The 24391-nt window shown below is 69.4% G+C and carries 15 protein-coding genes (1 of these 15 cut by a window edge); 9 read left to right on the top strand and 6 right to left on the bottom strand.

Annotated features, from left to right (window positions below):
• Positions 1-64 precede the first annotated feature (64 nt).
• The 5 genes from VHD82_RS21225 to VHD82_RS21205 all read left to right on the top strand — a co-directional run bounded on the left by VHD82_RS21225 (position 65) and on the right by VHD82_RS21205 (position 3980).
• Positions 65-1108 (top strand): RNA polymerase subunit sigma-70, encoded by a 1044-nt coding sequence (locus tag VHD82_RS21225; RefSeq protein ID WP_325706498.1) that lies wholly within the window; start codon positions 65-67, stop codon positions 1106-1108.
• Between the two features lie 36 nt (positions 1109-1144).
• On the top strand, positions 1145-1906 hold the full coding sequence (locus tag VHD82_RS21220) for an isocitrate lyase/phosphoenolpyruvate mutase family protein (RefSeq protein WP_325706495.1): 762 nt from the start codon (positions 1145-1147) through the stop codon (positions 1904-1906).
• A gap of 37 nt (positions 1907-1943) precedes the next feature.
• Positions 1944-2702: a DUF899 domain-containing protein gene (locus tag VHD82_RS21215; protein ID WP_325706492.1), complete on the top strand. Its 759-nt coding sequence runs from the start codon at positions 1944-1946 to the stop codon at positions 2700-2702.
• 33 nt (positions 2703-2735) lie between these two features.
• Positions 2736-3545 (top strand): SDR family oxidoreductase, encoded by an 810-nt coding sequence (locus VHD82_RS21210; protein ID WP_325706489.1) that lies wholly within the window; start codon positions 2736-2738, stop codon positions 3543-3545.
• 84 nt (positions 3546-3629) lie between these two features.
• Positions 3630-3980, top strand: a complete 351-nt coding sequence (locus VHD82_RS21205) for a VOC family protein (RefSeq protein ID WP_325706486.1) — start codon at positions 3630-3632, stop codon at positions 3978-3980.
• A gap of 28 nt (positions 3981-4008) precedes the next feature.
• On the opposite strand, the gene VHD82_RS21200 is transcribed toward VHD82_RS21205, so the two are convergent.
• Entirely contained in the window at positions 4009-4923 is a 915-nt protein-coding gene (locus tag VHD82_RS21200) for an RNA polymerase subunit sigma-70 (RefSeq protein WP_325706483.1), read from the bottom strand.
• A gap of 6 nt (positions 4924-4929) precedes the next feature.
• On the bottom strand, positions 4930-5490 hold the full coding sequence (locus tag VHD82_RS21195; protein WP_325706480.1) for a dihydrofolate reductase family protein: 561 nt from the start codon (positions 5488-5490) through the stop codon (positions 4930-4932).
• Positions 5491-5592: 102 nt separating this feature from the next.
• Between VHD82_RS21195 and VHD82_RS21190 the strand changes: the two genes are divergently transcribed.
• From VHD82_RS21190 to VHD82_RS21180, 3 genes are read left to right on the top strand one after another with little or no spacing between them, the layout of a single operon-like run.
• Positions 5593-5925, top strand: a complete 333-nt coding sequence (locus tag VHD82_RS21190; RefSeq protein WP_325706477.1) for a hypothetical protein — start codon at positions 5593-5595, stop codon at positions 5923-5925.
• Positions 5922-6872 (top strand): LLM class F420-dependent oxidoreductase, encoded by a 951-nt coding sequence (locus VHD82_RS21185; protein WP_325706475.1) that lies wholly within the window; start codon positions 5922-5924, stop codon positions 6870-6872. The genes VHD82_RS21190 and VHD82_RS21185 overlap by 4 nt, the downstream gene beginning before the upstream one ends.
• On the top strand, positions 6869-7708 hold the full coding sequence (locus VHD82_RS21180; protein WP_325706472.1) for an NAD(P)H-binding protein: 840 nt from the start codon (positions 6869-6871) through the stop codon (positions 7706-7708). The genes VHD82_RS21185 and VHD82_RS21180 overlap by 4 nt, the downstream gene beginning before the upstream one ends.
• 20 nt (positions 7709-7728) lie before the next feature.
• On the opposite strand, the gene VHD82_RS21175 is transcribed toward VHD82_RS21180, so the two are convergent.
• Positions 7729-8667, bottom strand: coding sequence for an RNA polymerase subunit sigma-70 (locus tag VHD82_RS21175; RefSeq protein ID WP_325706469.1), 939 nt, complete (start codon positions 8665-8667; stop codon positions 7729-7731).
• 29 nt (positions 8668-8696) lie between these two features.
• Positions 8697-9437, bottom strand: coding sequence for a DUF899 domain-containing protein (locus VHD82_RS21170; RefSeq protein WP_325706466.1), 741 nt, complete (start codon positions 9435-9437; stop codon positions 8697-8699).
• Between the two features lie 131 nt (positions 9438-9568).
• Between VHD82_RS21170 and VHD82_RS21165 the strand changes: the two genes are divergently transcribed.
• Entirely contained in the window at positions 9569-10393 is an 825-nt protein-coding gene (locus VHD82_RS21165) for a DUF1206 domain-containing protein (RefSeq protein WP_325706463.1), read from the top strand.
• A gap of 165 nt (positions 10394-10558) precedes the next feature.
• On the opposite strand, the gene VHD82_RS21160 is transcribed toward VHD82_RS21165, so the two are convergent.
• Together VHD82_RS21160 and VHD82_RS21155 are read right to left on the bottom strand one after the other, a co-directional pair.
• Positions 10559-11440 carry an SseB family protein gene (locus VHD82_RS21160; RefSeq protein ID WP_325706460.1) on the bottom strand — a complete coding sequence of 294 codons (882 nt, stop codon included), beginning with the start codon at positions 11438-11440 and terminating at the stop codon, positions 10559-10561.
• Positions 11441-24391, bottom strand: the end of a protein-coding gene (locus VHD82_RS21155; RefSeq protein WP_325706457.1) for a hypothetical protein. The gene runs 19224 nt beyond the window's last position; 12951 of the gene's 32175 nt are visible here — the last part of the coding sequence; its start codon lies beyond the right edge, outside the window; its stop codon occupies positions 11441-11443. It abuts the gene before it with no gap.

Genomic DNA, 24391 nt, shown 5'->3' with positions numbered 1-24391 from the left:
ACCACTTTCCGGCTCCGGCGGTGTCTTAATTGGCGAGCACGAACGTCAGGGGAAAGGAGCCCGCATGCGAGAGGTCCCGCAGACCGGCGGCCGACGCCTGGACCAGGACCTGCTGGCGCTGGCCCGGAGCGGCGACGGTGACGCCTTCCGCAAGCTCGTCGAGCCCTACCGGCGTGAGTTGCAGGTGCACTGCTATCGCGTCCTCGGCTCGGTACAAGACGCCGAAGATGTGCTGCAGGAGACATTGCTGGCGGCATGGCGAGGAATCGGCGGGTACGAGGAGCGGGCGTCGCTGCGAGCGTGGCTCTACCGGATCGCCACCAACCGGTGCCTGAACATGCTGCGGGCCGGCGTCCGCCGTCCGCACGCAGATGTGGCCTACCGAACGGAGGTCTCGTTGCCCGAGCCATCACACTGCCGAGCGGAGCCGAGCTGGCTGCAGCCCTATCCCGATGTGCTGCTCGGCGAAATCGCCGACCGCACACCTGGCCCGGAAGCCCGGTACGAGGTCAGAGAATCGGTGTCGCTGGCATTCCTGGCCGCACTGCAGGTGTTGCCGCCGAGGCAGCGGGCCGTCCTGGTGTTGCGGGACGTGCTGGGATTCCGGGCCGCTGAAGTGGCGACCATACTCAGCACCAGCGAAAGCGCGGTCGCGAGCGCGCTGAGGCGGGCACGCGGCACGCTGGCGGACGAACTGCCGGCCGCGGACAGCGCCCCACTCCCGGACTCGCCCCAGGAACGCCGGGTGGTGGAACGGTTCCTGCGCGCATTCGAGGCCGGTGACGTCGAGGCGATCGTGGCCATGCTGACGAACGACGCGTGGCTGACCATGCCGCCGCTCCCGCTGGAATACCAGGGCCTGGACGCGATCGGGCATTTCCTCGCCACTGTCGCACTCCGAAACGGCGCCCGGCACACGCTGATCCCCACGCGCGCCAATGGCCAGCCCGCGTTCGGGGTGTACCTGCGCGACCCACGGACGCCGATCCTCCACGCGCACGGACTGCTCCTGCTGACCCTCACCGGCCAGCGGATCTCCGCCGTGACCCGGTTCCACGACAACTCGCTGCTCGCGATGTTCGGACTACCCCGCTCGCTCCGCGCCTGATCGCCGTAATTGTCCTCTTTGGATGGGAGAACACCGATGACCACTGACGTGGCGGATTTGAAAGCTCTCGCGGTCAAGCTGCGCGAGCTGCACCACGGTGAGCTGCTCGTGCTGCCGAATGTGTGGGACGCGGCCAGCGCCGCGATCGTGGCCGCGGCGGGATTCCCCGCGGTCGCCACGGCCAGTGCCGCGATCTCGGCGATGCTGGGCTATCCCGACGGGGAAGTCGCGCCGTGGGAAGAGATGTTCGCCGCGGCAGGCCGGGTCGCGCGAGCAGTTCCGGTCCCGGTCACGGTCGATGCGGAAGCCGGTTACGGGATGCGGCCACGGGAGCTGGTGGACCGGTTGCTGAGCACTGGCGCGGTCGGCTGCAACCTGGAGGACACCGATCACCGGGCGGGCGGCTTGTCCGACGCTGGCGAGCACGCCGATTGGCTGGCGGAGGTCCGCGCCGCCGCCGACGCTGCCGGGGTCCCGGTGGTCATCAACGCGAGGGTCGACACTTTCCTGCCTCCCAACGGGGTGCCCGAAACCGACCGGGTCGCGGAAACGATCCGGCGCGGACGGCTCTACCTGGACGCCGGCGCCGACTGCATCTACCCGATCGGCGTGCGCGCCGAGCGCGACCTGGCGACCCTCGTCACCGAACTGCCCGGCCCGGTCAACGGCAACACCGGCGACGAGCTCGACCTCCCGGCGCTGCGGGAACTGGGCGTGGCGCGGGTGTCCTACGGGCCCCGGTTCTACCGCGCGGGACTCGCCGGGTTCAAGGCCACCGTCGAGAAACTGCAGGCGTGAATGACAACGCCACAACCACGGGGTAAAAGGAGAAACGATGTCCCTTCCTTCGGTCGCATCCCGCGATGAATGGCTGGCGGCCCGGCTCGAGCTGCTGGAACGGGAAAAGCAGGTGATGAAGGAGCAGGACGCGGTGACCGCACAGCGGCGGGCGCTGCCGATGGTCAAGCTGGACAAGGACTACGTCTTCGAAGGACCGGACGGCAAGGCATCGCTGACCGATCTGTTCGACGGCCGCGGCCAGCTCATCGTCTATCACTTCATGTGGAACAACGCGGCGGCCAGGGCGCGCGGCTCCCAGGGTATGGACGAGGGCTGCGCGAGCTGCTCGTTCACCATCGACCACCTCGGCAGCCTGGATCACCTGCACGCCAGCGACACCACGTTCGTCCTCGTTTCCCGTGCGCCGCTGGCGGAAATCCGGCCTTTCCACGAGCGGATGGGCTGGGATGTTCCGTGGTATTCCTCGGCGGGGAGCGACTTCAACTTCGACTTCCACGCCACCAACGACGAGTCCGTCGCGCCGGTCGAGTTCAACTACAAGGACAAGGAAACCCTCTTGCGCAGCCCGAAAACCGCGTTCGTGACGAATGGCGACGGGCAGGCCATCAGTGTCTTCGTCCGGGACGAGGACACCGTCTTCCACACGTACTCGACGTACGGGCGGGGCACCGAGTTCATGATGGGCACCTATCAGTTCCTGGACCTGACCCCAAAGCCCCGGCCGAACTACGTCAACGAATGGCCTTATCGCGACACCTACGGCAGCGAAACCGGCCATTCTCACTGCCACTGAACCGATGAAATCAATGACCTCGGGAGTACAGCGATGAGTGAATTGTTGCTCGACGGCAAGAACGCCGTGATCTATGGGGGCGGCGGTGCGATCGGCGGCGCCATCGCACGGGTATTCGCCAGGGAAGGCGCGAAAGTCTTCATCGCGGGGCGGACACAGGAAAAGCTCGACGCCGTGGCCCGCGACATCGTCGCCGCCGGCGGAACGGTCGAGACCGCGCAGGTCGACGTTTTCGACCAGGAGGCGGTCGAAAAACACGCCGACGCGATAGCGGCGGCGGGTGGCATCGACATCGCGCTCAATGCCGTCAGCGTCTTGCACGACCAGGGAACCTTGCTGGCGGACCTTTCGCTGGAGGAGTTCATGCGGCCGATCGACGGTTTTCTGCGGACGCTGTTCATCACCAGCAAGGCCGTGGCGCGGCAGATGGGCCGCGGGCGCCCTGGCGTCATTCTGACCTTGTCCGAGCCGGGCGCCAAACTGGCCGCCGGCGGCATCCTGGGGCACGGCGTGAGCGCGGCCGGCAAGGAGACGTTCTCCCGGCTGCTGGCCGTGGAGCTGGCGCCCGCCGGCATCCGGGTCATCGACATCCGCCCGCACGCGGTCGCCGATGCACCGGCGGCGGGTTCCTACACCAAGGACCTCTTCGAGCCCGCCGCCGCGGCGGCCGGGCAATCGATCCGGGAATTCCTCGACAGCGGGGACATGGTGCAAGGAACGCTGCTGAAAAGGCTGCCCACGCTTTCCGAAATCGCCGAAACAGCAGCGTTTCTGGCTTCGGACCGCGCCGTATCCATGACCGGGACGACCGTCAATCTGACCTCCGGTGCCCTTGTCGACTGAACCAAAGATCAGCGCGAATGGGTGGACGAGCCTCCGCCTGCACGTCGACCACGCACAACTCGTTACGACACAAGGAGATCCACGATGACCACGCTCAAGCCCGGCAGCATCGTGCTCGGCAGCACACAGCCGGAAAAACTGCGCGAGTGGTACCTGAAAGTGCTCGCCCCCGAGCAAACAGGCAACGGCGAAGGCCCCATCAGACTCGACGGCTTCATCCTCGTCATCGAGGGGCGCGAGGACATCGAGGCGCGGAACCCGCAGCCGGGCCGCATCCTCGTGAACTTCCACGTCGACGACTTCGACGCGGCCGAGGCCCAGCTCAAGGCTGCCGGGGCCGGCTGGTCCCTGCCGGTCGCGGATCGGCCCGGCGGCCGGTTCGGCACGTTCGCCGACCCCGACGGCAACCTGCTCCAGATCATCCAGCTCAAGTAGCACGGGCGGCCGCGGCGCTAAACGCCACCTACTCGAACCGCGCCACCAGTTCCGGTTCCATGAACGTCGTGATGGACACGAGCTGCGTGGCATCCGTGGTCAGCACCGCCAGACCGAACGGCCGGTAAGGCTGACTGGTCGTGTCCCGGTAATAGGCCACCGCGGCGGGCTGGGCGTTCGCGGTCGTCGGGTGCATCCGGTAGTGCCCTGGCGCGGTGAGCACGTGCTCGGTGAAGAACGGCACGCACAGGCTTTTTCCGGACAGTGAAAGGCCTGTCGGCACGACGTCGAGCGTCGCGTCGTCGCGGAGCAGCCGGGTCAGGGCCGGGATGTCGGCGGCTTCGAAGGCCGCGATGTACTTCGCCAGCACCTCGCGCGCTTCGGGAGAGTCCGGCTCGGTGAGCTTCTCCGGCGTCGGAGCCAGCTCGTCGAGCCGGGCGCGGGCACGCTGCAGGGCGCTCTTGACCGCGGGCACCGTCGTGCCGAGGATCCCGGCGATCTCGGTGGCAGGCAAGGCGAGCACTTCCCGCAACAAGAACGCCGCCCGTTGCCGCGCCGGCAGGTACTGCAGGCTGGCGACCAGCGCGAGCCGCAGGCTCCACCGTTGCTCCGCGACCTGAGCCGGGTCGTCCGGGAACGGCTCGATCCACAACGGGGCGCTCGCGGACAGCGGCACGTCGGGATCCTCGCCCGGGGTGCCGAGCCCCGCCGGCAACACGCGACGGGCTCGGCCCTGCAACGCGGTGAGGCACAGGTTCGTGGCGATCCGGTACAACCACGTGCGCACGGACGAACGCCCTTCGAACGACGTGCGGCTACGCCAGGCGCGCAGGTAGGTCTCCTGCACCAGGTCCTCGGCCTCGTGCACGGAACCCAGCATGCGGTAGCACAACGCGACCAGATCCGGCCGGTACGCCTCGATGTCTCCCAGTGCTTCGGACAAAATCCCTCACCCGCGGACCGGCTGGTAGCGGAGCGAAACCAGGCCCGGATCGGCGCCGGGACCCGCGCTGATGAGCTCCCACGAGCCGCCCGCGCCGCCCGGCCGGTAGAACGTGTCCCCGTCGGGCACGAACACCGGCACGACGGTCAGCGTCAGCTCGTCGACCAGCTCCGCGTCGCACAGCGTCTGCCCGAACTGTCCGTGGCCGTAGACGACCAAGCCCCCACCCGCTTCCCGTTTCAGCGCGGCGACCGCCTCGACCACATCGTCCGTCACGACCGTGCTGTTCGTCCATTCCGGATCGCGCAGGGTCGACGAAAAGACGTACTTCGGCATGGTGTTGAGCCGGGCCGCGTACTCGCCGGGCACCTCGGGCCACTGCCGGGAGAAGATATCGTACGTCCGCCTGCCCATCAGCATCGCCGAGCTGTCGCGCAGCGCGGCGAGGGAGGCCGCCGCGCTTCCTTCGCCGAAGTACGGGCCGGCCCACTTGAGCGGTTCGCTGGTCACGCCGTTGAGCGACACCAGCGCGCTGAGCACCAGGCGCCGCGAGGTTCGCATCGTCATATCTGTTGGACTCCGCCCCGCGGAAAAAGGAATCGGTACCGCACCGGTTCAATCGCCCGCTCCGAGTTGTCTATCCGTGGCAACCAGCAGCAAGGAGCAGTCATGAGCGCCACGATCATCCAGTACCGGACCCGCCCGGAGGCGGCCGCCGAGAACCGCCGCCTAGTCGAAGCCGTGCTCCGGGAAGCCGCGCAGGCCGGCGGCATCCAGTACGCGGCCTTCCAGGACGGCGTCAACTTCGTGCACATCGTCGCCCAGCACGCCGAGGACAAACTGCAGCAGCTCGGTGCGTTCGCCGAGTTCCGGCTAGACCTCGATGCGCGGGTGGAACCCGGCAGCCGCACCGCCAGGAAGGTGGAAGTCCTGGGACTCGCGGTGCAGAGCAGTTTCGCCGCCGATTCCTCTTCGCGGGCAAACGAGTCTGAGCAGGTATGAAACTCAGCTACTACCTGCCCACCGGCACGACCCATGAGTTCGGCGGCTACACCGACCCGGCGGCGGCCTTCGCCAAGCTCGTCGAACTGGCCAAGGTCGCCGACGGATCGGGGTTCGCCACCATCTGGGCGCCCGACCATTTCATCCCGTTCGGCCCTTCGGGCTCGTACGTCTTCGAAGCCTGGACCACGCTGGCCGCACTGGCCCGCGAGACCGGCACGGCCCGGCTCGGCCAGCTGGTCACCGGTAACGGCTACCGGAACCCCGCCCTGCTCGCCAAGATGGCGTCCACATTGGACGTCATCTCCGGCGGCAGGCTGACCTTCGGTATCGGCGCCGGCTGGTACGAAGAGGAATACCGGGCCTTCGGCTACGACTTCCCCGGCGCCGGGGAACGCTTGCGGCGTTTGGAAGAGACGTTGCAGATCGCCGAGGCGATGTGGACCGGGAACCCCACCACGTTCGAGGGCAAGTATTTCCACACCGACGGGGCCATGAGTCTGCCCACCGGGATACAGCAACCACACCCGCCGGTGATGATCGCCGGGGGCGGCGAGAAGGTGACGCTCCGGCTCGTCGCACAGTACGGCGATCTGTGCAACGTGCAGGAACCGCCGGAGGACGTGCGCCGCAAGTACGGGATTTTGGCTCAGCACTGTGAAAAGCTGGGCCGCGACTACTCGACGATCACGAAGACGTCCACGTCGTACTGCATCATCGCCGACACCGACGAAGAGGCCCGCGCCGCCGTTCCGCCGTGGGCGCCGCTCGTGTTCCCTGGCGATCTCGCCGAATACGGGCTCGTCGGCACCGTCGAGACGATCCGCAAACGCCTCGACGGCTATCGGGAAGCCGGGGTGGACGAGCTGATCGTCGGGTTCCAGAACGCGCTCGACGCGGACACCTTGCGGACCTTCGCACAGGAATTCATCAGGAGTGAACAATGACCGTCTGGGTGGAAGGCGCGACCGGCAAGGCCGGCAAGCGCGTGGTGGCGGCACTGGCCGAGGCCGGGCTGAAGGTGCGTGCGGCCAGCCGGCATCCCGGCGCACCGGCCGGGAACGTGACCCCGGTCCGCTTCGACTGGTACGACGAGTCCACTTGGGACGAATCGCTCGCCGGGGCGGAAGCGCTGTTCCTCAAGGGGCTCGACTCCGACGAGAACGCCGCCGACCTGATGGCCCGGCTCATCAAGTCGGCGGCACAGGCGAACCGGGTGGTCCTGATGTCGCAACACGGCGTGGAAAGAAGCCCGGCGCACACACCGCGGGGCCGGGTGGAGCAGGCGGTGCGCGACTCCGGCCGCGACTGGACGATCCTGCGCCCGAACTGGCTGATGCAGAACTTCGACGAAGACGAGTACGTGTACGCGGCGGCGGTCCGCGAGGATGACGAAGTCGTCGCGGGCAGCGGCGATCACGTCGTATCCTTTGTGGACAGCAGGGACGTGGCCGATGCCGCGGCCGTGGTCCTGTCCCAGGACGGTCACCAAGGCCGGGACTACAACCTCACGGGCCCGGAAGCGTTGACCTATGGCCAGATCGCCGAGATCCTTGCGAAGGTTTCGGGACGACCGATCCGGCACGTCGACGCCGATCTCGCCCGGCATCGGGCGCATTTCGCGAAGTCGGGCCGGTCCGACGCCTGGGCCGACCACATGATGCAGCTGTTCGAACTGATCCGGGCCGACATCTTCGCCCCGGTGACCGACAGCGTCGAGCGGCTGACCGGGCACGCGCCGCGCACCTTCGAGGATTACGCCCGAGAGACCTTCGCGGCATGAACGTGGCACGGTAAACCGGGCTACCCGGGCAATGTCCCGGGTAGCCCGAAGGCCGGGAACAGGCTCTCGTCCAGGAAGACGACGATGCGGGACAACTGTCCACCGGCCCGTTCCAGTACGTGGATGCCGTGCGCGGCGAACGAACCGTCCGCCGCCAGGCTGTAGCTGCCCACCGCCGGGAGACCGTTGGCACTGGTGGGCAACGCCCGGCGCGGGCGGGTGAACACGCGCCGGATGTGGTGCTCCAGCACGGCCTCCCGGCCCAGATACCACAACGCGTTCGGCGGCATCTCGTACTCGACGTCCGAGCGCAGCAGGCCGGCCAGTCCGGCCGTGTCCGCGTCCTCGAACGCTTTCAGGTAGCGCCGCAGCAACTCCTGGTCGAGTCCCGCGTCCGCGGTCACGTCGTCTTCGACCGGCTGGTCCGCGGCCAGGGTGGCACGGGCCCGCTGTAGCGCGCTGCGCGCGGCCGCGGTGGTCATGCCCAGTGTCTCGGCCGCTTCCGGCGGCCGGAATCCCGCCACATCAACAAGAATGAGCACCGCGCGCTGCCGGGCGGGCAACCGCTGGAACGCGGCGACCACGGCGAGGCGCGTGCTGTCCCGAAGCGCCACCGCTGCCGCCGGGTCTGCCTCGACCGTCGGCAGCGGCCCGAGCCATGGCACGTCGTCGACTTTCGTGAGCACGTCGGCGGTTTCCGAGCCCGAGCCGAGGCCGGACGGGAGCACCCGCCGCTGGGCGCTTTTGAGCACGTTCAGACAGGAGTTGGTGGCGATCCGGTACAGCCAGGTGCGCAGGGAAGCCCGGCCGTCGAACCGGTCGTACGCCCGCCACGCGCGCAACAGCGTGTCCTGCACCAGATCTTCGGCGTCGTGGAAGGAACCCAGCATCCGGTAACAGTGCGCGAGCAGCTCGCGGCGATACGGATCCGCCAGCCGCCAGAACTCGTCCTCGGACACCGGGTGCCGCCCTTCTGTCTATTGTGGACTCAGTGGTGGTGGTGGTGGTGCGCGTGCGCCGATTCCGTGCCGTAGGTGTCGTGGTACGGGAACTGGTTGACGTACCGGCCCTGCCTGCCCAGCGGCGTCAGGTCCAGGTAATGGTATGTGCTGAGCAGGATCTCCGCGCCACGGCCGTAAGTGGTGTAGCTGTGGAACACGTCTTCGCCGTCACGAACGAAAACGCTCAGGCCGTGCGCGTCACCGTTGACGGCGTAGCCGAGGCCCTCCCGTTCCATCGTCTCCCTGTCCTTGTAGTTGTACTCGACGGGCGCGACCGCTTCGTCGTTGGTGACGTGGAAGTCGTAGTTGAAGTCGCTGCCTGCCGACGAGTACCAGGGCACCGTCCAGTCCATCCGCTTCCGCCAGTTCGCCAGCTTGGCGAACGGCGCACGCGAAACGAGCGCGAACGTGGTGTCGAGGCCGTGCAGGTGTTCCAGCCTGCCGATATTGTCGACCGCGTACGAGCAGCTCGGGCAGCCCTCGTCCCAGTCGGGATGGAACATGAAGTGGTAGACCACCAGCTGGCGGCGGCCCTCGAACAGATCGGCGAACCCGACCTCACCCTCGGTGCCGGCGAACTTGTAGTCCTTGTCGATCCGGACCATCGGCAGTTCCTGCCGCTGCGTGGTCAGCTCGTCCTGCGCCCGCATCAGCTCCTTCTCGCGCGCCAGCAGCTTCAGCCTCGCGGCCAGCCACTCGTCCCGGGACGCGACCTGTGGCAGAGTCACTTCTTCTCCTCATCCGTGGTGGTGATTCCGTGCGGTATGTAGAGGAGTCAGCGGCCCGGAATTCATCGGTCGCTGGGCCGTTCGGAGCACATTGTCCAGCGCGCGATCGCGGCACGGCTCAGACTCGGACGATGGTGGCGAAAACGTCGTACGAGTCCTCGCGGGTCCGCAACAGCAAGGTGGCGCAGGTGGCCGGGCGCGCCGGGATGGCGTGCTGGGGCTTGGTGCACCTGGTGGTCGCGTATCTCGCGGTGCAGGTGGCCTTCGGTGACAGCGGGCAGGAAGCGGACCAGCGCGGCGCGTTCGAGGAAATCGGCTCCAGCTCGGGCGGGCAGGTCGTACTGTGGGTGCTCGCGGTGGGACTCTTCGCGTTCGGGCTGTGGCAGTTTCTGCTTGCTGCCACCGGGTATGGCTGGGTGAGCAAGAAGGGCGAGCGCACCCGCAAGCGGATCGGTTCCGCCGTGCGGGGTGTAGCGGTGATCGCACTCGGCGTGACGGCGGTGCGGTTGGTGGTCGGCGGCGGTTCGGGGACCGGCGGCGACCAGACGCAGCAAGAGTTCACGGCGAAGCTGCTGTCCCTGCCCGCCGGCCCGTTCCTGGTGGCCGTCGCGGGGGCTGTCGTGCTCGGGGTCGCGATCGCGGCTGTGGTCAAGGGCGTGCGGAAGAGCTTCCTGGCCGACCTCGACATGTCAGACCTGCCGTCGGGCACCCGGTCCACCGTGACGTGGCTCGGCCGCGTCGGCTACATCGCGAAAGGCGTCGTGTTCGCCGTGATCGCGGTCCTGCTCGCGTACGCCGCCCTGCGGTCCGACGCGCGTGCAGCGGGCGGGCTCGACAAGGCGCTGCGAACGCTTGCGGCGCAACCGTTCGGTGTGGTGTTGCTCGTGGTTGTGGCACTCGGGCTGGCGGCGTTCGGCGTGTACTGCTTCGCCGCGGCGCGGGCGCACAAGAGTTAGCTCAGCGAAGCGAGCCGGGTTCGGGTCAAGGCATCTTTCCCGTCTTGACCCGAACCCGGAACCGCGAACACTCACGGATCGGGGCGGTGGTGGGGTGCACACAGCGCGCTCTGCGCGCGTCCGTTGCTGCCGCACCGCACCCCGCAAACGCAAACCGCAGCGAACTCACTCCGAAGAGTTCAACGCCTCAACCAACTCCGGCACGCTGTTCCCCGGCAGCGTCAGCTCCGTGCTGGTCCCCGGGTTGAAGCACAGCACGTGCTCCTCACTCGGCCAGTTCAGCAACAGCTCGACGAACGACACCTGCGTGCGCGGCGGCTCGGCCGGGGCGACGCGGTCGAGGATCGTGGTCGAGGAGAACACCGGGATCATCGGCGAGTCCACCGCGCCGAGCACGCGCCACGGGAAATCCGCCGACGCCGGGGTCGAGGAGGTCTCCGCGGTGGTCGGCACCACCACATCGGATTCCAGCAGGGCCAACAGGAAATCGTCGAAGTTCAGCTGTTCCACGGCGCGCGCCAGACGGCGCTCCAGCTCGTTGGCGGCGTCACCAAGCGGGGCCTGCGCGCGCTCGATGTCGCCGCCCAGCTCCGTCAGGCACATCCGGCGCACCTCGTCCAGCACGCCGTCGACCACGGTGTCCTGCACGTCCTGCACCGACATCAACGTCTGCCTGCCTTCGGCGACGTCGTCGACCTCGTCCGGCGAAAGCAGCACACCGATCGGCAGCGCGGGGTTGATCACCAGCTGCCTGCCCTGACCGGGATTGCGGGCCAGCACCTGGTCATACGTCAGCCGCTCGTGCCCGGTGGCCAGCCCGGAGAGCAGCCAGTAGAGCGAGACCTCCGAGGTGAACACCACGATGTTGTCCTCGCCGAACAACTGTTGCACGCCCTCGGGCAACTGCAGGCTGCCCTCCGGTGGCAGTTCCGGCACGAACAGCGGGGCCGAACGCACCAACCGCGCGTACGCCGCACTGTCACCGGCCTGCAGCGCGGTCATCATGTCCCGTTCGACCTGGTTGGCCGGCTGCCATCCACTGTCCACTTAAGGCTCCCTACTCTCGTCCGTCCCATTATCGCCGTCCCCCGGGCGCTCGACCCGCGGGTTCGGGTAGAGCAGCGGCGGCACGGGCCCGGCCGCGCCCGGCAGCGGGCGCTCCGCGGTCCCGATCTCGACCCCGGCCAGCTTGGCCAGCACGACGTCGGCGTAGTCCTGCGCCGTCGCCGCCAGCACCGGCAGCCTGCTCGCCGTGGGTACCACGCCCTGGCCGATCAGCCGCGAATACGCGGACGTCTGCGCGAGGGTATCCACCAGCGTTTCGAAATCGGCGAAAGCACCCGGCCCCAGGTACAGCGTCTGCTTACCGCCCTCGGCGTACAGCGCCCCGTAGACCTGGCGGTCGTCCAACATCCTGAGCAGGCTCGGCTCGCGGGTGATCTCGACGATCCGCGGGTCCAGCTCCAGCCCGGCCCGCATGGTCGCCCACTGCACGATCTCCGGTCTGCGCGGCAGCTGGGGCTCCGGTTCCCGGGTGGCCGTGATCAGCATGTCCCGGTTGGTCCGGCGGGTCACCGGGAGCAGTGTCTCCCGGCGGGTGGCCAGGTCCGGGCCGACCGCGCCCAGCGGCAACCCGGATTCCGACAGCACCGAATACCGGTACGGCCCGAAGCGGACCAGCGCCTCGCCGCCGGGGCCGTGTTTGGCGCGGGTCGTTTCGGCGATCCGGCGGTCCTCTTCGGTCTGCGGCTGCCAGTACTGCAACGGACCGTGCTCGACGGGCAACCCGTTGCGCACCAGCTCCGCGATGAACGCGCGTTCCACCGGTTCCGGCAGCCGTTCACCATCCGGGGTCTTCACGTCGTAGAGGTCGAGATCACCAGCGATGGGCAGCCTGCGCGTGCCGTCGATTTTGTACACCACACCGTCGGCGTCGACCCGGTACCGGCCGGACGCGAACAGCCCGCGCAGCTTCTCACTGGCGAACTCCGTGGCCCGCTGCGCGCGCCGTGCCTCGACGGCCGCCTGCATCAGCGGCGGGATGTCGGCGACCGGCCGCGGGTCGAAGAACCCGACCAGTCCGAGATGCTCGGGCTTGGCGCCGAGCAGCAGGTCGAGTTCGCCGATCGTCCTGGCCTTCATCTCCTCGGGCTTGCCGATCGCGCCGCGTTCCAGCCAGCGCCGCGCGGCAGGTCCCGGCGGACGGGCCTCGATGACGACACCGAACACGTTGGCCAGCTGCTTGAGAACTCGCTGGTGTGCAAGGGGAATGCCGAGGAAGTCCGACACGTCGCGGTGCACGATGGCCGGGGGCGCCAGCTTCTTCACGGCAGGCCACCGCACGCTGTCCAGCACGTCACGGCCCGGCCAGTGCCGGCTCGGGTACGGCGGCCTGCCGAGATCGGCCAGTTCGCGCGGCGTCGGGAACTCCGGCTCCCCGATGCGGTAAGTCCGTGACCGTAGAACCAGATGCTCGGCCTGCCGGCGCAGCACCGGGTCCGCCATGCCGGGCAACTGTTTCGCCAGCTCACCGAAAACCGCGTGGATCCGTTCTTCCGCATCCGGGTAACGCGCGAAGTCGTGCTGCCAGTCGAAGAAATCCCTGGCCTCCGGATACCCGGCGTACTCGCGTTCCAGCCGGTCGAACGCGGATTCCTGCAACCAGCGCGAAACGAATTCCGTGTACTCGGCGAAGAACTGCTCGCCGTCCACCCGCGGGTGGGAGATCTCCGCGTCGTGGTCGAAGGCGTACAACCGGGTGCCGTCGTGGCCCAGCACGCTGCTGACGTGCCCGACGCGGCCCAGCACCGGATGCCGGACCTCCAGCACGAACGCCACGTTCCCGAGCGACGCCCGGACCGCGTCGACCGTGATGGTCAGCCCGGCGAGCCGACGGTCGTCGAAGTGCCTGCGCAGTTCCGAGGCGACCGCGGCGACACCGAGTTCGAGCTCGGATTCGTTCAGCAGCACCAGGTCTCCCGCTTGCACCGGTTCCTCGATCGGCGCGCGCACCGGGCGGGGTTCCGGACCTTCGGCGAAGTAGCGGCCGACCAGCGCCAGGTCTTCGAGCCCCCGGCCGCGGTGCGTCCTGGACGACACCTGGTTGATCATCACCGACGTGTCGCGGACGAGGCCCGTCCCGCTCCGGGTCGGCTCCGTCGCCCGCGGCGGCTGAGGATCGCGCACCCACAGCAGGAAATCCAGCTGTTCGGTGGCGAACGGCGCGTCCGGGTCGTGCCGCGTCGGGCGGAGATCCAGTGCGGCGCCGGGCGGGTGCCCGAGCCCCGGATCACCCAGCTGGTGGGCGAACCCGGCCGTGACGACTTCGACGCCTTCGTACTGGCTCAGGCGCAGCGCGAGCGAGGAGGCGTACGCCCCCGGTTCGCGGCTGGCGCGGTCCGGGCCCGCGAGCACCAGCACCTTCGCCGCCGAATTGTCCACAATGGACTTGATCTGCCGCGACATCGCCGCCGTGCGAACGTCTTCCGGTTCGGCCGTCTCGAACGGGACCACCTCGATGCCCTTCGCCGCCATGGCCCGCGCGAACTGCTCGTCGTGCTGGTCGACCACGATGTGGCTGAACCCGGCCAGTTCCGTGGCCGGATCCGCGAGGTTCCGCCGGATCCGGGAATGCCTCGCGGCGTCGGTGAGCATAAGCACCCGCCGTTCCCCGGCCATCCCGGCGAAGTCGATGAGGACGGTCCGCGTCCGCAGGTACTCCTCCCGCAGCCCGGGCGAGCCCCAGACCGGGCGTGCCGGTGAGCCCGGCTCCGCCTGGCGGATCAGCTCGTCGAGCCCGGTCCACGTCCAGTCGCCGGGCAGCGCGAGGCCGAGGCCATCGAGCATCGCCTGGACCGCACGCTCATCGGCGGCGTCGTCGAGCGCCGGGCGCAGGGTCCGGACCGTGACCGGGTCGTACTTCCCGGTGATCTCGGCGAAGCGCAGGTAGGCCCGGCCGATCCGCCGGGTGTGCGCGGTCATCAGGCGGGTGAAGTGCTGGGCCAGGAAGATCCGGTCGGCCTGCATCGCCCTCGTGTCGTAGGCGAGCCGTTGCTCGGCGAGCATGCGGGTGATCCACTCGCCGCCGCGGAACCAGGGGTCTGCCAGGAACTTGGTCGCCGCGGAAACCGAGCCGGCGCCGAGCTGCATGCCGAACACGGCCAGGCCCGCGCCATCGGTCACCAGGTCCGCGGCGCCGAGGCTCACCACCCGGCCCACGTTGCCGTCGCCGACGTCTTCGAGCAGGTACACCGGCGACGCCGGGAAGCCCGTCGCCCCGTTGTGCTCCAGCCCGACCTCGACCTTCAGCAGATCGATCAGCGTTTCGACGTCGTGCCCGTACCCGTACAGGTTGGCATCGGCCCGCATGGTGGACCGGCGGAGTCCCGTCGGCACGCCTTGCGCGCCGGGCAGCAGGCGCAGCACCAGGTGCTGCCGGTGCCTGCCCCGGATCTTCGCCCCGGCCTCCCACGGACCCGGGTGCCCGACGCGGTCGAGGTAGAGCTGGTACTCGCCGTGCCCCAGTTTGCGGACCGCCGCCAGGTGCGGGATGCGGGCCACCAGCTCGCCGCTGTCCACCATCCGCTCGAAATCGCGGATCAGGCGGCCCGGGTCCGAAACGTCCGCGTTCAGGCCGGCCAGCAATGCCGCCAGCTCGTGGCGTTTGTCCGTGTCCACCGTCCGGTCGAGCTCTCGCGCGATCGCGTCGAGCACGTCCTGTTCGAGACGGCCCACTTCCTCGGCCGCGTGCCGGATCGAGTCGTCCATCGCCAGTGGCGTGGGGATCGTCCGCGGGTTCGTGCTCATCGCCTTCTTGGTGGCCACCTCGAGCGCGCCCTTCGCGAGCACGCCCCGCATCGCCCCGTCGCCGGTCGCGGCGGCCATGTCCAGCACGTTCTGCGCGGCGAGGACATGCTCGCCCTGCACCTCGTTCACCGTCGCGTTGACCGCGCCGTCACCGATCGCGGTGGCGGCGGTACCGGCGCCCAGCTGCCCCATGGAACGGCTGCGCAGCGTCCGCATGCGCTCCAGCACATCGACGAGGTGGTGTTGCAGCAGCTCGTCCAGCTTCGCGACGGGCAGGGTGCCGGCCCATTCCTCGGGGACCAGCTCGGTGTACTCCCGGATCTCGGTCCGGCCCTCCTTGTGGATCAGGCGCTGGGTCGTCGCCGGGGCGAACGTCCGGGCCAGGCCACGGCCGACCCGGTACCTGATCCGCACCGTGGCGGGGAGTTTCGGTTGGGAGCGCCGGTGTTCCGGGGTGATCTCCAGTACGAAACCGTTCTCGACCGTGTGCACGGCCGCGTCGCGTACCCCGCGCACCCGCAGCGCCCTGGCCCGCGCCGCGTCCACCACGAACTCGAGCATGCCTTCCGGATCACCCGGCACGAGTTCGGCCGCCGGCTCGCCGGCATTCCGGCGGACTTCCACGCCGATCGCGCCGGCGATGCGGGCCACGTTGGTCAGCAGCTCCAGCGACCGCTCGCCGTGCGCGCGGAAGGTCTGCACGTTCGTGGGCATGTCGTGGCCCATCCGGTCGCGCTCGGAAGCCGTTTTGAGACTGATCTCGGCCCATTGCGCGTTGTGGTTGACGAACTCGGCGCCGAGCCTCGCCGCCCGGCCGCCGCCCCCGATGGCGAGCAGCGGAGCGATTTGCGCCGGGACGCCGGTGGCCAGTGCGAAGCCGATCGACGCGGCCGCGTCGAGGGGCCACATGCCGAGATACTGCCGCGCGTAGGCGCCCAGCGGTTGCTGCAGCCACACGTTGAACCCGGCCGAGACGGCGGCGACGGCCTGTTCGGCCAGCCGTTCGGCCATCAGTTCCTCGCCGGCGGCGAAAAGGTTGGGCGAGAGCCCGATTCGGTACCACTGCTTGCGTTCCGCCGCGACGGCCGCGGCGATGTGCTGGTGCGAGTGTGCCTGCCTGCCCAGGGTCAGGTTGAGGAAGAGGGTCTCGCCGCGGCCCAGTCCGCGGCCGTCGCCGAGCACGATCCGGATGGTGCCGAAGTCGTGATCCCATGCTCCGCCGCGCTCGATCCCGCCCTCGCCGGGCCGCAGCCACCCGGCTTCGCTGATGTTCGCCACGATCTCCTTCAAGCCGCTGCCGGGCACCAGGCCGGCAGGCACCTCGTTGCGCGCGAACAGTTCCGCGAGTTCCTCGCCGAGCCGGATGGCGCGGGCGCGGAACTCCTCGATCTCGGTGGCGGAGAGCACCACCGGCGCTTCGGGTGCGGGAAACCGGCGCACCGGCACACCCAGGACCCCGCCCAGTCCCGCCTGCGCCTCGGCCAGGTCGTGTTCGCCCTGGGCCAGCCTCCGCACCGACGGGTCCTGCCCGCCTCGCGTCACCGACTGCTGGCGGACCAGCTCGTTGTTCGCCGTGATGGCGTGGCTGTAGTAAATGTAGTTCAGCGCCCAAGACAGCAGGGAACCCCAGACGTAGGCGACCGCGCGGCTGGCCAGGAACGCCCCGTCCAGCGGCATTCCCGCCGCGAACGAGATGAGGCTGCCCACGGTCAGGCCGCCCGCGCTGCCGGCGTGCACGAGCGCCGAGCTGCGCACGAAGTTCGTCCGCGGCGGTGAGGACGAACGCCACTGCTCGATGTCGGCCCGCAGCAGCGGCGGCAGATCACGCAGCACCTCCTCCCTGGTCGCGTAGCGCCGCACCTCGTAGATGACCTGGGTGCCCGCCACCCAGCCGCCGTGCAGCAGGTCCGGGCCCGCGAACCGGGCGGGCCGGACCGCCACGTCTTGTGCCAGGTCGTCGGCCTCGCGGAAGTGGACGGTGAAACCGCTGCGCAGCAACGGGATCCCCTTGCCGTCGTCGCCGGTCGACCACCAGTCGACCGACAGCACGCCGTGGAAGAGCTTCTGCGCCGTTTCGTCCGGGGACAGCGCGGGTTCCGCGTCCAGCTCGGCGTTGAGCAGCCGGATCGGCAGCTCCGTGGTCTGGGTGACGCGCACCGAGTGGATCCGGTCGCCGTGCACGCCGTGGAACGTCGGGTCCGCCAGGTCGACGTTTCTGGCCACCCACAACGCATGCACGACACCGGGCTTGGTGCTGTGCTCGGCCGCGCGCAGCTCGGCCAGCAGTGCCAGCGCCTGTTCCCGGCCCGGTCCGGGGAAATGCCGCAGCACCATGCCGGAAAGCCACTCGAACCGTTGCTCCGCACCGTCGAGGGCTTCGTGCATGCTCCGCTGCACCAGCTCGCTCAGTTGTACGCGGAGCTGCCACCGCTCACCGTTGGCCGCCGGGGTGTCCGCCGCGAGCGCGAAGTACCGATCGGTCAGCCGCAGCAGGTGCTCGATGGTGGCGAGGTCCTGTGGGCTGGTGGCGCCGAAGGCGGGGCCGCGGCCCGGCTTGGGATCGGCCTGCAGGAACGGCGGCCGGTCCCCCACGGGCACTTCGTCGCGGATTGCCAGCAGCGGGTGCGTCTGCCTTGCTTCCGCCGCGGCTTCGGTCTCTTCGGCCAGCTGCCTCATGGCGGCGTCGAAATCCCCGTGCAGCTCCTCGATCCGGCGCATGGTGGAAACGAGCGCGCGGTGCAGAGTGTCGACCGCACGCCCGGCCTCGTCGGCGGTGATCCGGATGCCGGCGACGACGAAAACGCCGCCGCTTCGCTCGGCGTTCGCCGAGTCCGTGGCGGCCTTGCTCCAGAACGCCGCCATGCCGAGGAGTTCGCCGACCTCGGTGACGTAGGCGTTCAGTTCGGACCAGCCTGCGGCCGCACGTTCGAGCGCGATACTCAGCCTGCCGTACTCCGCGGCCAGTTCTCGTTGCAGGGACTCGAAACCCGCGCTGACGGGGCCCTCGTGCGCCGCCGCGAGACTGCTCACCAGACCGGCCGCCTCCTCGAGGCGCGCCCCGATCTCGCCGAACAGGCCGAGCGTCTCCCGGACCGCGTCGTCCGATCCCGCGGCACCGTCGGCCAGCACCTCGCGCAACTCCGCGGCCAGCCGGTTCAGCTCGGCCAGGTCGCGCACCACCTGCCGGTCGGGCCGGAATCGCCCGGCCGCGCCCCCCGCGTCGGCGAGGGTCTCCGGCCGGTAGCCGGGCCGCGCGGGGACGATGGCGGGCAACGGTTCCGGTTGCAGCTCCGCCTCGATGTCCAGGTCGGCGAAGCCGTGGGTGACGGCCGCATCCGGCAACTGCCCCACCACCCAGGCCGCGATCCGCACCCCGTGGACGTGCACCGCGGCCTGGATCAGCGGGTGGAACTCGGCGGGCAGATCGGCTTTGGCCGGGTTCCGCGGTGGCGCACCGTGGTAGTAGCGGTCGACGATCAGCCGTGCCGTGCGGGCGACGCGCAGCGCGTCCACTTCGGACAGTGCGGCGAGTTCGGCAACGTGCACGTCCAGGTCGAGTCCGACCGGGTTGAGCACGAAAACGTCGCGCAGCCAGGCCGGATTGCCGATGAGGAAGGCACGCCGGCGATCCGGGCCGGTGATCCCGCGTTCGGTCATCAGCTCCGCCGCCGCCCGGAGCCGCGCCAGGTCGGCCGGCGAGATCAGCGTGGGCAGCCGGGCCCGGTCCAATAGCTCCGCGAACTCCTCCATCGAGTCGGAGCCGAACCCGAACCAGGCCGCGACCTCGGCGCGAGCCAGGTCCTCCGGGGAGGCGAGGGTGGGTTCCGGCTCCGGGGCGGGAGGTTCGGGCCCCTCGGGGAAGAACCGGGCGACCATCGCCAGGTTCTCCACCCCGGCCCGGCGCGTCATGGGAGCCACCGGGTTGATGCCGGGACCTCGCTCCGGCCGCGGCACGGCCGGTCCGGGAGTGGTGGGCTTCGGGGACACCGGCCGGGTGCCCCGCCCACCGCGCCGCTCGGTACCGAGGTGCACGACGACATCCATCCGATGCCCGGGGAACGGCGCGTTCGCGTCGTGCCAGGACTCGCGCAGATCCACGGCGAACGCATCGGTGAGCCCGGCCAGCGCCGCGGCTTCGTCCAGCACCTTGTGCGCACCGGGGCCGACGAAGGCAACGGTGCGCACGCCGATGTGTTCGTACCCGGTCAGCCGCAAGGCCAGCGAGTTCTCGTACCCGGCCTGATCCCGGCTCACCCGGCCGGTGTCGGCCAGCACGAACACCTTCGCGCCGGAACCGTCCACAAGGGACCGGATCTTCCTGGCCACGGCCGCGGTACGGGCGCCAGGGACCGCCTCCCCGCCGAGCGCGACGACGCGGATCCCGGCCGCCCGCACCGCCTCGGCGAGCGCCAGGTGCTCCGGCGTGTCGCCGTCCAGCCCGAAATGCGTGAAACCGTCCTGCAGCAACACTTCCGGATGCTCCGCCAGATACCGCAGCGCCGAGGGCCCCGCCTGGTCCGCCCCCGCCAGCACCACCCGGTCGTCGGCGAACAGCTCGGTGTCGAAGACCGGGCGCGCCTTGTCACCGAGGTACCGGGTCAGGCGGCCGGCCGAGCCCCAGACCGGCTGAGCCCGCGAGCCGAGCTCGGCACCACGGACGAGGGCGTCGACGTCCGCCCACGTGAACCCGGGCGGCAGCGCACCGAAGTCGAGGCCGTAGGCGCGGAACAGCTCGGGCAGGAAGAACTCGCCGGTCGTCTCCTCGAGCGCGGCACGCAGGATCTCGACCGTCACCGGGTCGTACCGGCCGGTGATTTCGGCACGGCGCAGGTGTGCCGCGGACAGCATCCGGTTGTAGTCGTCGAAGGCGCTGCCGATGTACTGCGCGAGCCTGTCCCGGTCGTCGGACAACCCGGCCATGTCGTAGAACAGCCGCTTCCTGGTCTGGACGATCTTCAGGAAGTCGCCCCGGCGGAACCACGAACTCGCCTTGGTGTTCACCAGAGTGGACAGTGCGCCGCTGCTGGTCTGCGCACCGATGTCGAACAGGTTCGCCGTGCCGGCGGCCACCTGGGTGCTGCTCCGGCTGAGCACCCCGCCCAGGTTGCCGTCTCCGATCTCCTCCAGCGCGAAGATCCGGCCGTCGGGCAGCCCGGTGGAGCCGTTGTGCGTGATCCCGACCTCGGCGGCCAGCAACTCGATGAACTCCTCGAGGTCACCACCGAAACCGAGGTAGTCGGCCTCGAACCACGAGCGGCTCATGACCACCGGCCTGCCCGGGATCTCGGGGAGCAGCCGCAGCATCAGGTGCTGCCGGTGCAAGCCCGTCCACTTCGCCTTGAGCTCGTACGGGCCCGCGTCGGCGGCCTTGTCGATGTAGAGCTCGTACTCGCCGTGACCGACCTTGTGGATCATCGCCAGGTGCGGGATGCGTTCGGCGAGTTCGCCGGAGGCCACGAGCTGGTCGAACCGCTTGATCATCCGCTCCGGGTCGGGCAGAGGCTCTTCCAGCGTGGCCAGCAACTCCTCGAGTTCCCGCCGCTGCACGGGATCGGTGGCCCGGCCGAGATCGGCACGGATGCTCTCCCGGAGCTCGGCGTCCAGCGCTCGCAACCGGTTGGCGCCCATCCGGGTCCAGTCGTCCATCACCCGGGGCGTGGGAGCGTCCTCGGGAAGGCCCTTCAGGTTGTTCTGCGTCTGGCGTTCGAGATTGCCGCGTTCGCCGAAGGCACCCATCACGGCGTCCCCGGTCTTGGTCGCGACACCGAGCACTTCCGACGCCGCCGCGTCCGGGTTGTGCTGGGCCAGGCTGGTGACGGTGTTGACGACACCGCCGCCGACCGCCCGGTTGACGGCGTTGATGGCGAGCTGGCTGGTCTCCCGGCGGTGTGTGGTGCGCGAGCGCAGGATGGAGTCGCCGACGTGCTCGTTGACCCATTCCCGCAGTTCGCGGACCGTCATCCGGGTTCCCGGCGGTACCAGCACGGTGAACTGGCGGAGGTCGTACCACCTGTCCTTGGCGATGACACCCTGGGTGAGCCGCGGCGACAGGCCGGGGAAACTGTCGTCGATCTTGACCTCGAACCGGAGTTTCCCGGGCAGTTTCGGTTGCGGGATGCGGTTTTTCGCCGAAATCTCGACCACGGCCACGCGCACCGTGCCCTTGGTTTCGTCCTTCGGGTCCACCGGTACTTCGGAGAACTCCACCTCGGCTTCGCGGACGTCGGACTCGCGCCGGGCCCGATCGCGGATCTGCTCCAGGACGAGCCGCTCCAGCTCCTCCGCGGTTTCCGGCACCCGCTCGTCGGCAGGCTCCGGCGCGTCGTCGAAGCGCCGGACCTCCGCGCGCAACCGGTCGGTCGTCTCCACCGGCACCCGGATCGTGCCCAGTGAGCGCCTGGCCAGCCGGAGCGATTCGGCGGGGGTGGTGACCATGCCGAAGTTCAGCAGCTCGCGGATGTTGTCGCGTTTGACCGCCGCGGCGAGCTGCGAGTACTTGAAGTTGATGTACTGGGCCAGCAACAGACCGCCGCGGGAACCGAGACTGATGCCCAGCAGCGGCGCGATCTGCCACCTGGTGTGTGCCAGTTCCGCGAACGCGATGCTCACCCCCGCGTCCATCGGGGCCATGCCGTAGTACTGCTTGAGGTAGGTCGGCACCGGGTTCTGCAGCCAAAGCCGGTAACCGGCCTGCACGCTCGCCACGACCTGCGAGGTCAGCTCACCCAGCTGCGTCGCCCCGTCGGCCTGGAACAGGTTCGGGGCGAGGCCGATGCGGTACCGCTGGGTGTTCGCCGGAATGTCGCCGCCGGTGGTCTTGTAGTACGAGTGCGCCTGGCTGCCCAGCGTGAGCCGGAGGTACAGGATCTCGTTGTCGCCGAGGTGCACCTTCTTCTTCGGGTCGGACGTGTCGTAGCCGCTGCCCAGTTTGACGCGGACCGTGCCGAAGTCGTGTTCGACCAGGCCGTCGGCTTGCGACTCGCCCTCGCCCGGCGGCAGCCAGTCGGCCTCGACAATGCCGCCGACCACCTTCTGCAGGGCGTCGCCGGGCACCAGTTCCGGCGGTACCACGCGGTTGCGGAGCTGCTCGACGAGTGCCTCGCCCAGTTCCGCCACGCGCAGGCCGAACTGTTCGATCTCGACGTCGGTCAGGTGCAGCTTGGGCTCGGCAGCGGGCGCTTCCTGCTGCTCGACGTGCAGCAACTGCGCGAGCGGAGCCTGCTTACCGGTCACCTCGTGCGCGCCCTGGGTCAGCTCGTCCACCGACGGGCCCTGGCCACCGCGCTCGGCCGCCCGCAACCGCAGCAGTGCGTTGTTCTCGCCCAGCACGTGGTTGAAGATGATGAAGTTCATCGCCCAGGACCACGCCGAGCCCCACAGGTACGCGACCGCCCGCGAGACGAGGAACGGAGCGCTGAGCCCCATTCCGAGGCCGAGCGTGATCAAGCTGCCCACGGTGAGGCCGCCGGCGCTGCCGAGATGGGTCCACACCGTGTTCTTGACGTAGGCCTTGACCGGTGGCGAGGAGGACCGCCATTTGACGATGTCCCCCAGCAGCAACGGTTTCAGCGCCTCGTGCACCTCCTCCCTCGTCGCGTCGCGGCGCACCTCGTAGATGACCTGGGTGCCCTCGACCCGGCCGTCGTTGAGCTTGTCCGGCCCCGCATACTCGGCGTGCCGCACCGCGGGCCCCGGCTCGTCGGTGACCCGGAGCTGCACGGTGAACCCGTGCCGGAAGAGGCGGCCACCCAACGACTTCTTCGCGCCGGACCACCAGTCGATCTTCAGCACGCGGTGGAAGGCCTTTTCGCGCGCATCGACCGCGGGCGGGGGACGGTGCTGGCCGACGCCGAAACTGAGCCGCTCGATGGGGAATTCCGTCGTCTGCTTGACGACGACGTGGTAAATCCGGTCGCCGTAGGCGCCGATGGTCGAGGCGTCGCCCAGTTCCTCGTTCTTGAACACCGACAGCGCATTGACCAGCCCGGGCGCGACGTTGTGCTCCGCCGAGCGCAACCGGGCCAGCAGCCGCAGCGCGCGCAATCTGTTGTGCCCGCGGAACTCCGGCACGGCGAACACGGTCTTGGTGAGCCAGCGGAACCGCCTGTCGGCCCCGTCGAGGCCCTCGTTCATGCTCTCCTGCACGAGATCGCGCAGCTGCCCGTAGAGCTGGAACAGCTCGTTCGCGGCGAGCTGCTCCTCGCGCCGGCCGGGGCGGGAGCCCAGCCAGTCGAAGACTTCCCTGGGATCACCGGGAAAACCCCGTGCCTGGAGCAGGTCGGTGAGCGCGAGGTAGCGGTCGGACAGCCGGAGCAGGTGGCTGATCGTCTCCCGGTCCCGGTCGCTCATCTCCGCCGGTTTGGGGCCGGCGCCGGGTTTCGGATCGGGGCGAAGGTACCGCTCGCGGTCGGCTTCGACGTCGATCTTGTCGCCTTCATAGGCCAGCAACGGATGATTCGCCCGCGCCCTGGTCATCGCGTCGGTTTCGGCGGCCAGCCGGCGCAGCGCGTAGTCCAGATCCCCGTGCAGCTGCTCGATCCTCGTCAGCAGCGCCTCGAGGTCCTCCCGGCCCGCGGCGGCCTGTTCGGTCGCCTGTGCGGCGGTGATCCGCTCGCCTTCGAGTTCGTAGAACCCGCCACTGCGCTCCGCGTTGGCCGCGTCCGCCGCCGCCTTCTGCCAGAACACGGCCTCGGTGAAGGCGGAGCCGAGCTGCTCGACGTACTCGTTCAGATCCGCCCAGCGGCCGGTCACCTCGCGCAGCACCAAGCCGAGGCGCAGGTACTCGACGACCAGTTCTTCTTGCAGGGCGGTGAAACCACGGGTGTTCGGGGTTCCGTAGCCCAGGGTCAGCTGGTCCACCGCTTCGCCGAGTTCGGCCGCCCGCGCCCCGACCGCCGCGAACAGTTCGAGGGTGACCGGGATCAGCTCGTCCGCCTCGGCTCCTGCCCTCGGCAGCGCGTCCAGCCCCTGGGTCAACGCCGCCGCCAGCTCGCCGAGCTCGGTCAGCTGACGCATGAGCTGCCGGTCCGGCCGGAACTCCGCGAGCGCCCCGCGCGCGTCCCGCGGTGCTTCCGGTGCGTAGTCGGGCCGTTCCGGGATCATCGGCAGCTCACCGATGTCCAGCTCCGCGACGACGTCCAGATCCGCGAACCCCTCGGTGACGTTGGCGCCCGGCAGCTGCCCCACGAACCA

It is taken from the genome of Amycolatopsis sp. (genome assembly GCF_035546795.1).
GTDB lineage: Bacteria > Actinomycetota > Actinomycetes > Mycobacteriales > Pseudonocardiaceae > Amycolatopsis_E.
This window is presented reverse-complemented; position numbering and strand designations above follow the sequence as displayed.

What these genes read in the sequence shown, in the direction of transcription:
- VHD82_RS21215 (WP_325706492.1), top strand. Translation starts at nt 1,944, where the DNA reads ATGTCCCTTCCTTCGGTCGCATCCCGCGATGAATGGCTGGCGGCCCGG.
- VHD82_RS21190 (WP_325706477.1), top strand. Translation starts at nt 5,593, where the DNA reads ATGAGCGCCACGATCATCCAGTACCGGACCCGCCCGGAGGCGGCCGCC.
- VHD82_RS21220 (WP_325706495.1), top strand. Translation starts at nt 1,145, where the DNA reads ATGACCACTGACGTGGCGGATTTGAAAGCTCTCGCGGTCAAGCTGCGC.
- VHD82_RS21225 (WP_325706498.1), top strand. Translation starts at nt 65, where the DNA reads ATGCGAGAGGTCCCGCAGACCGGCGGCCGACGCCTGGACCAGGACCTG.
- VHD82_RS21205 (WP_325706486.1), top strand. Translation starts at nt 3,630, where the DNA reads ATGACCACGCTCAAGCCCGGCAGCATCGTGCTCGGCAGCACACAGCCG.
- VHD82_RS21185 (WP_325706475.1), top strand. Translation starts at nt 5,922, where the DNA reads ATGAAACTCAGCTACTACCTGCCCACCGGCACGACCCATGAGTTCGGC.
- VHD82_RS21165 (WP_325706463.1), top strand. Translation starts at nt 9,569, where the DNA reads ATGGTGGCGAAAACGTCGTACGAGTCCTCGCGGGTCCGCAACAGCAAG.
- VHD82_RS21195 (WP_325706480.1), bottom strand. Translation starts at nt 5,490, where the DNA reads ATGACGATGCGAACCTCGCGGCGCCTGGTGCTCAGCGCGCTGGTGTCG.
- VHD82_RS21210 (WP_325706489.1), top strand. Translation starts at nt 2,736, where the DNA reads ATGAGTGAATTGTTGCTCGACGGCAAGAACGCCGTGATCTATGGGGGC.
- VHD82_RS21180 (WP_325706472.1), top strand. Translation starts at nt 6,869, where the DNA reads ATGACCGTCTGGGTGGAAGGCGCGACCGGCAAGGCCGGCAAGCGCGTG.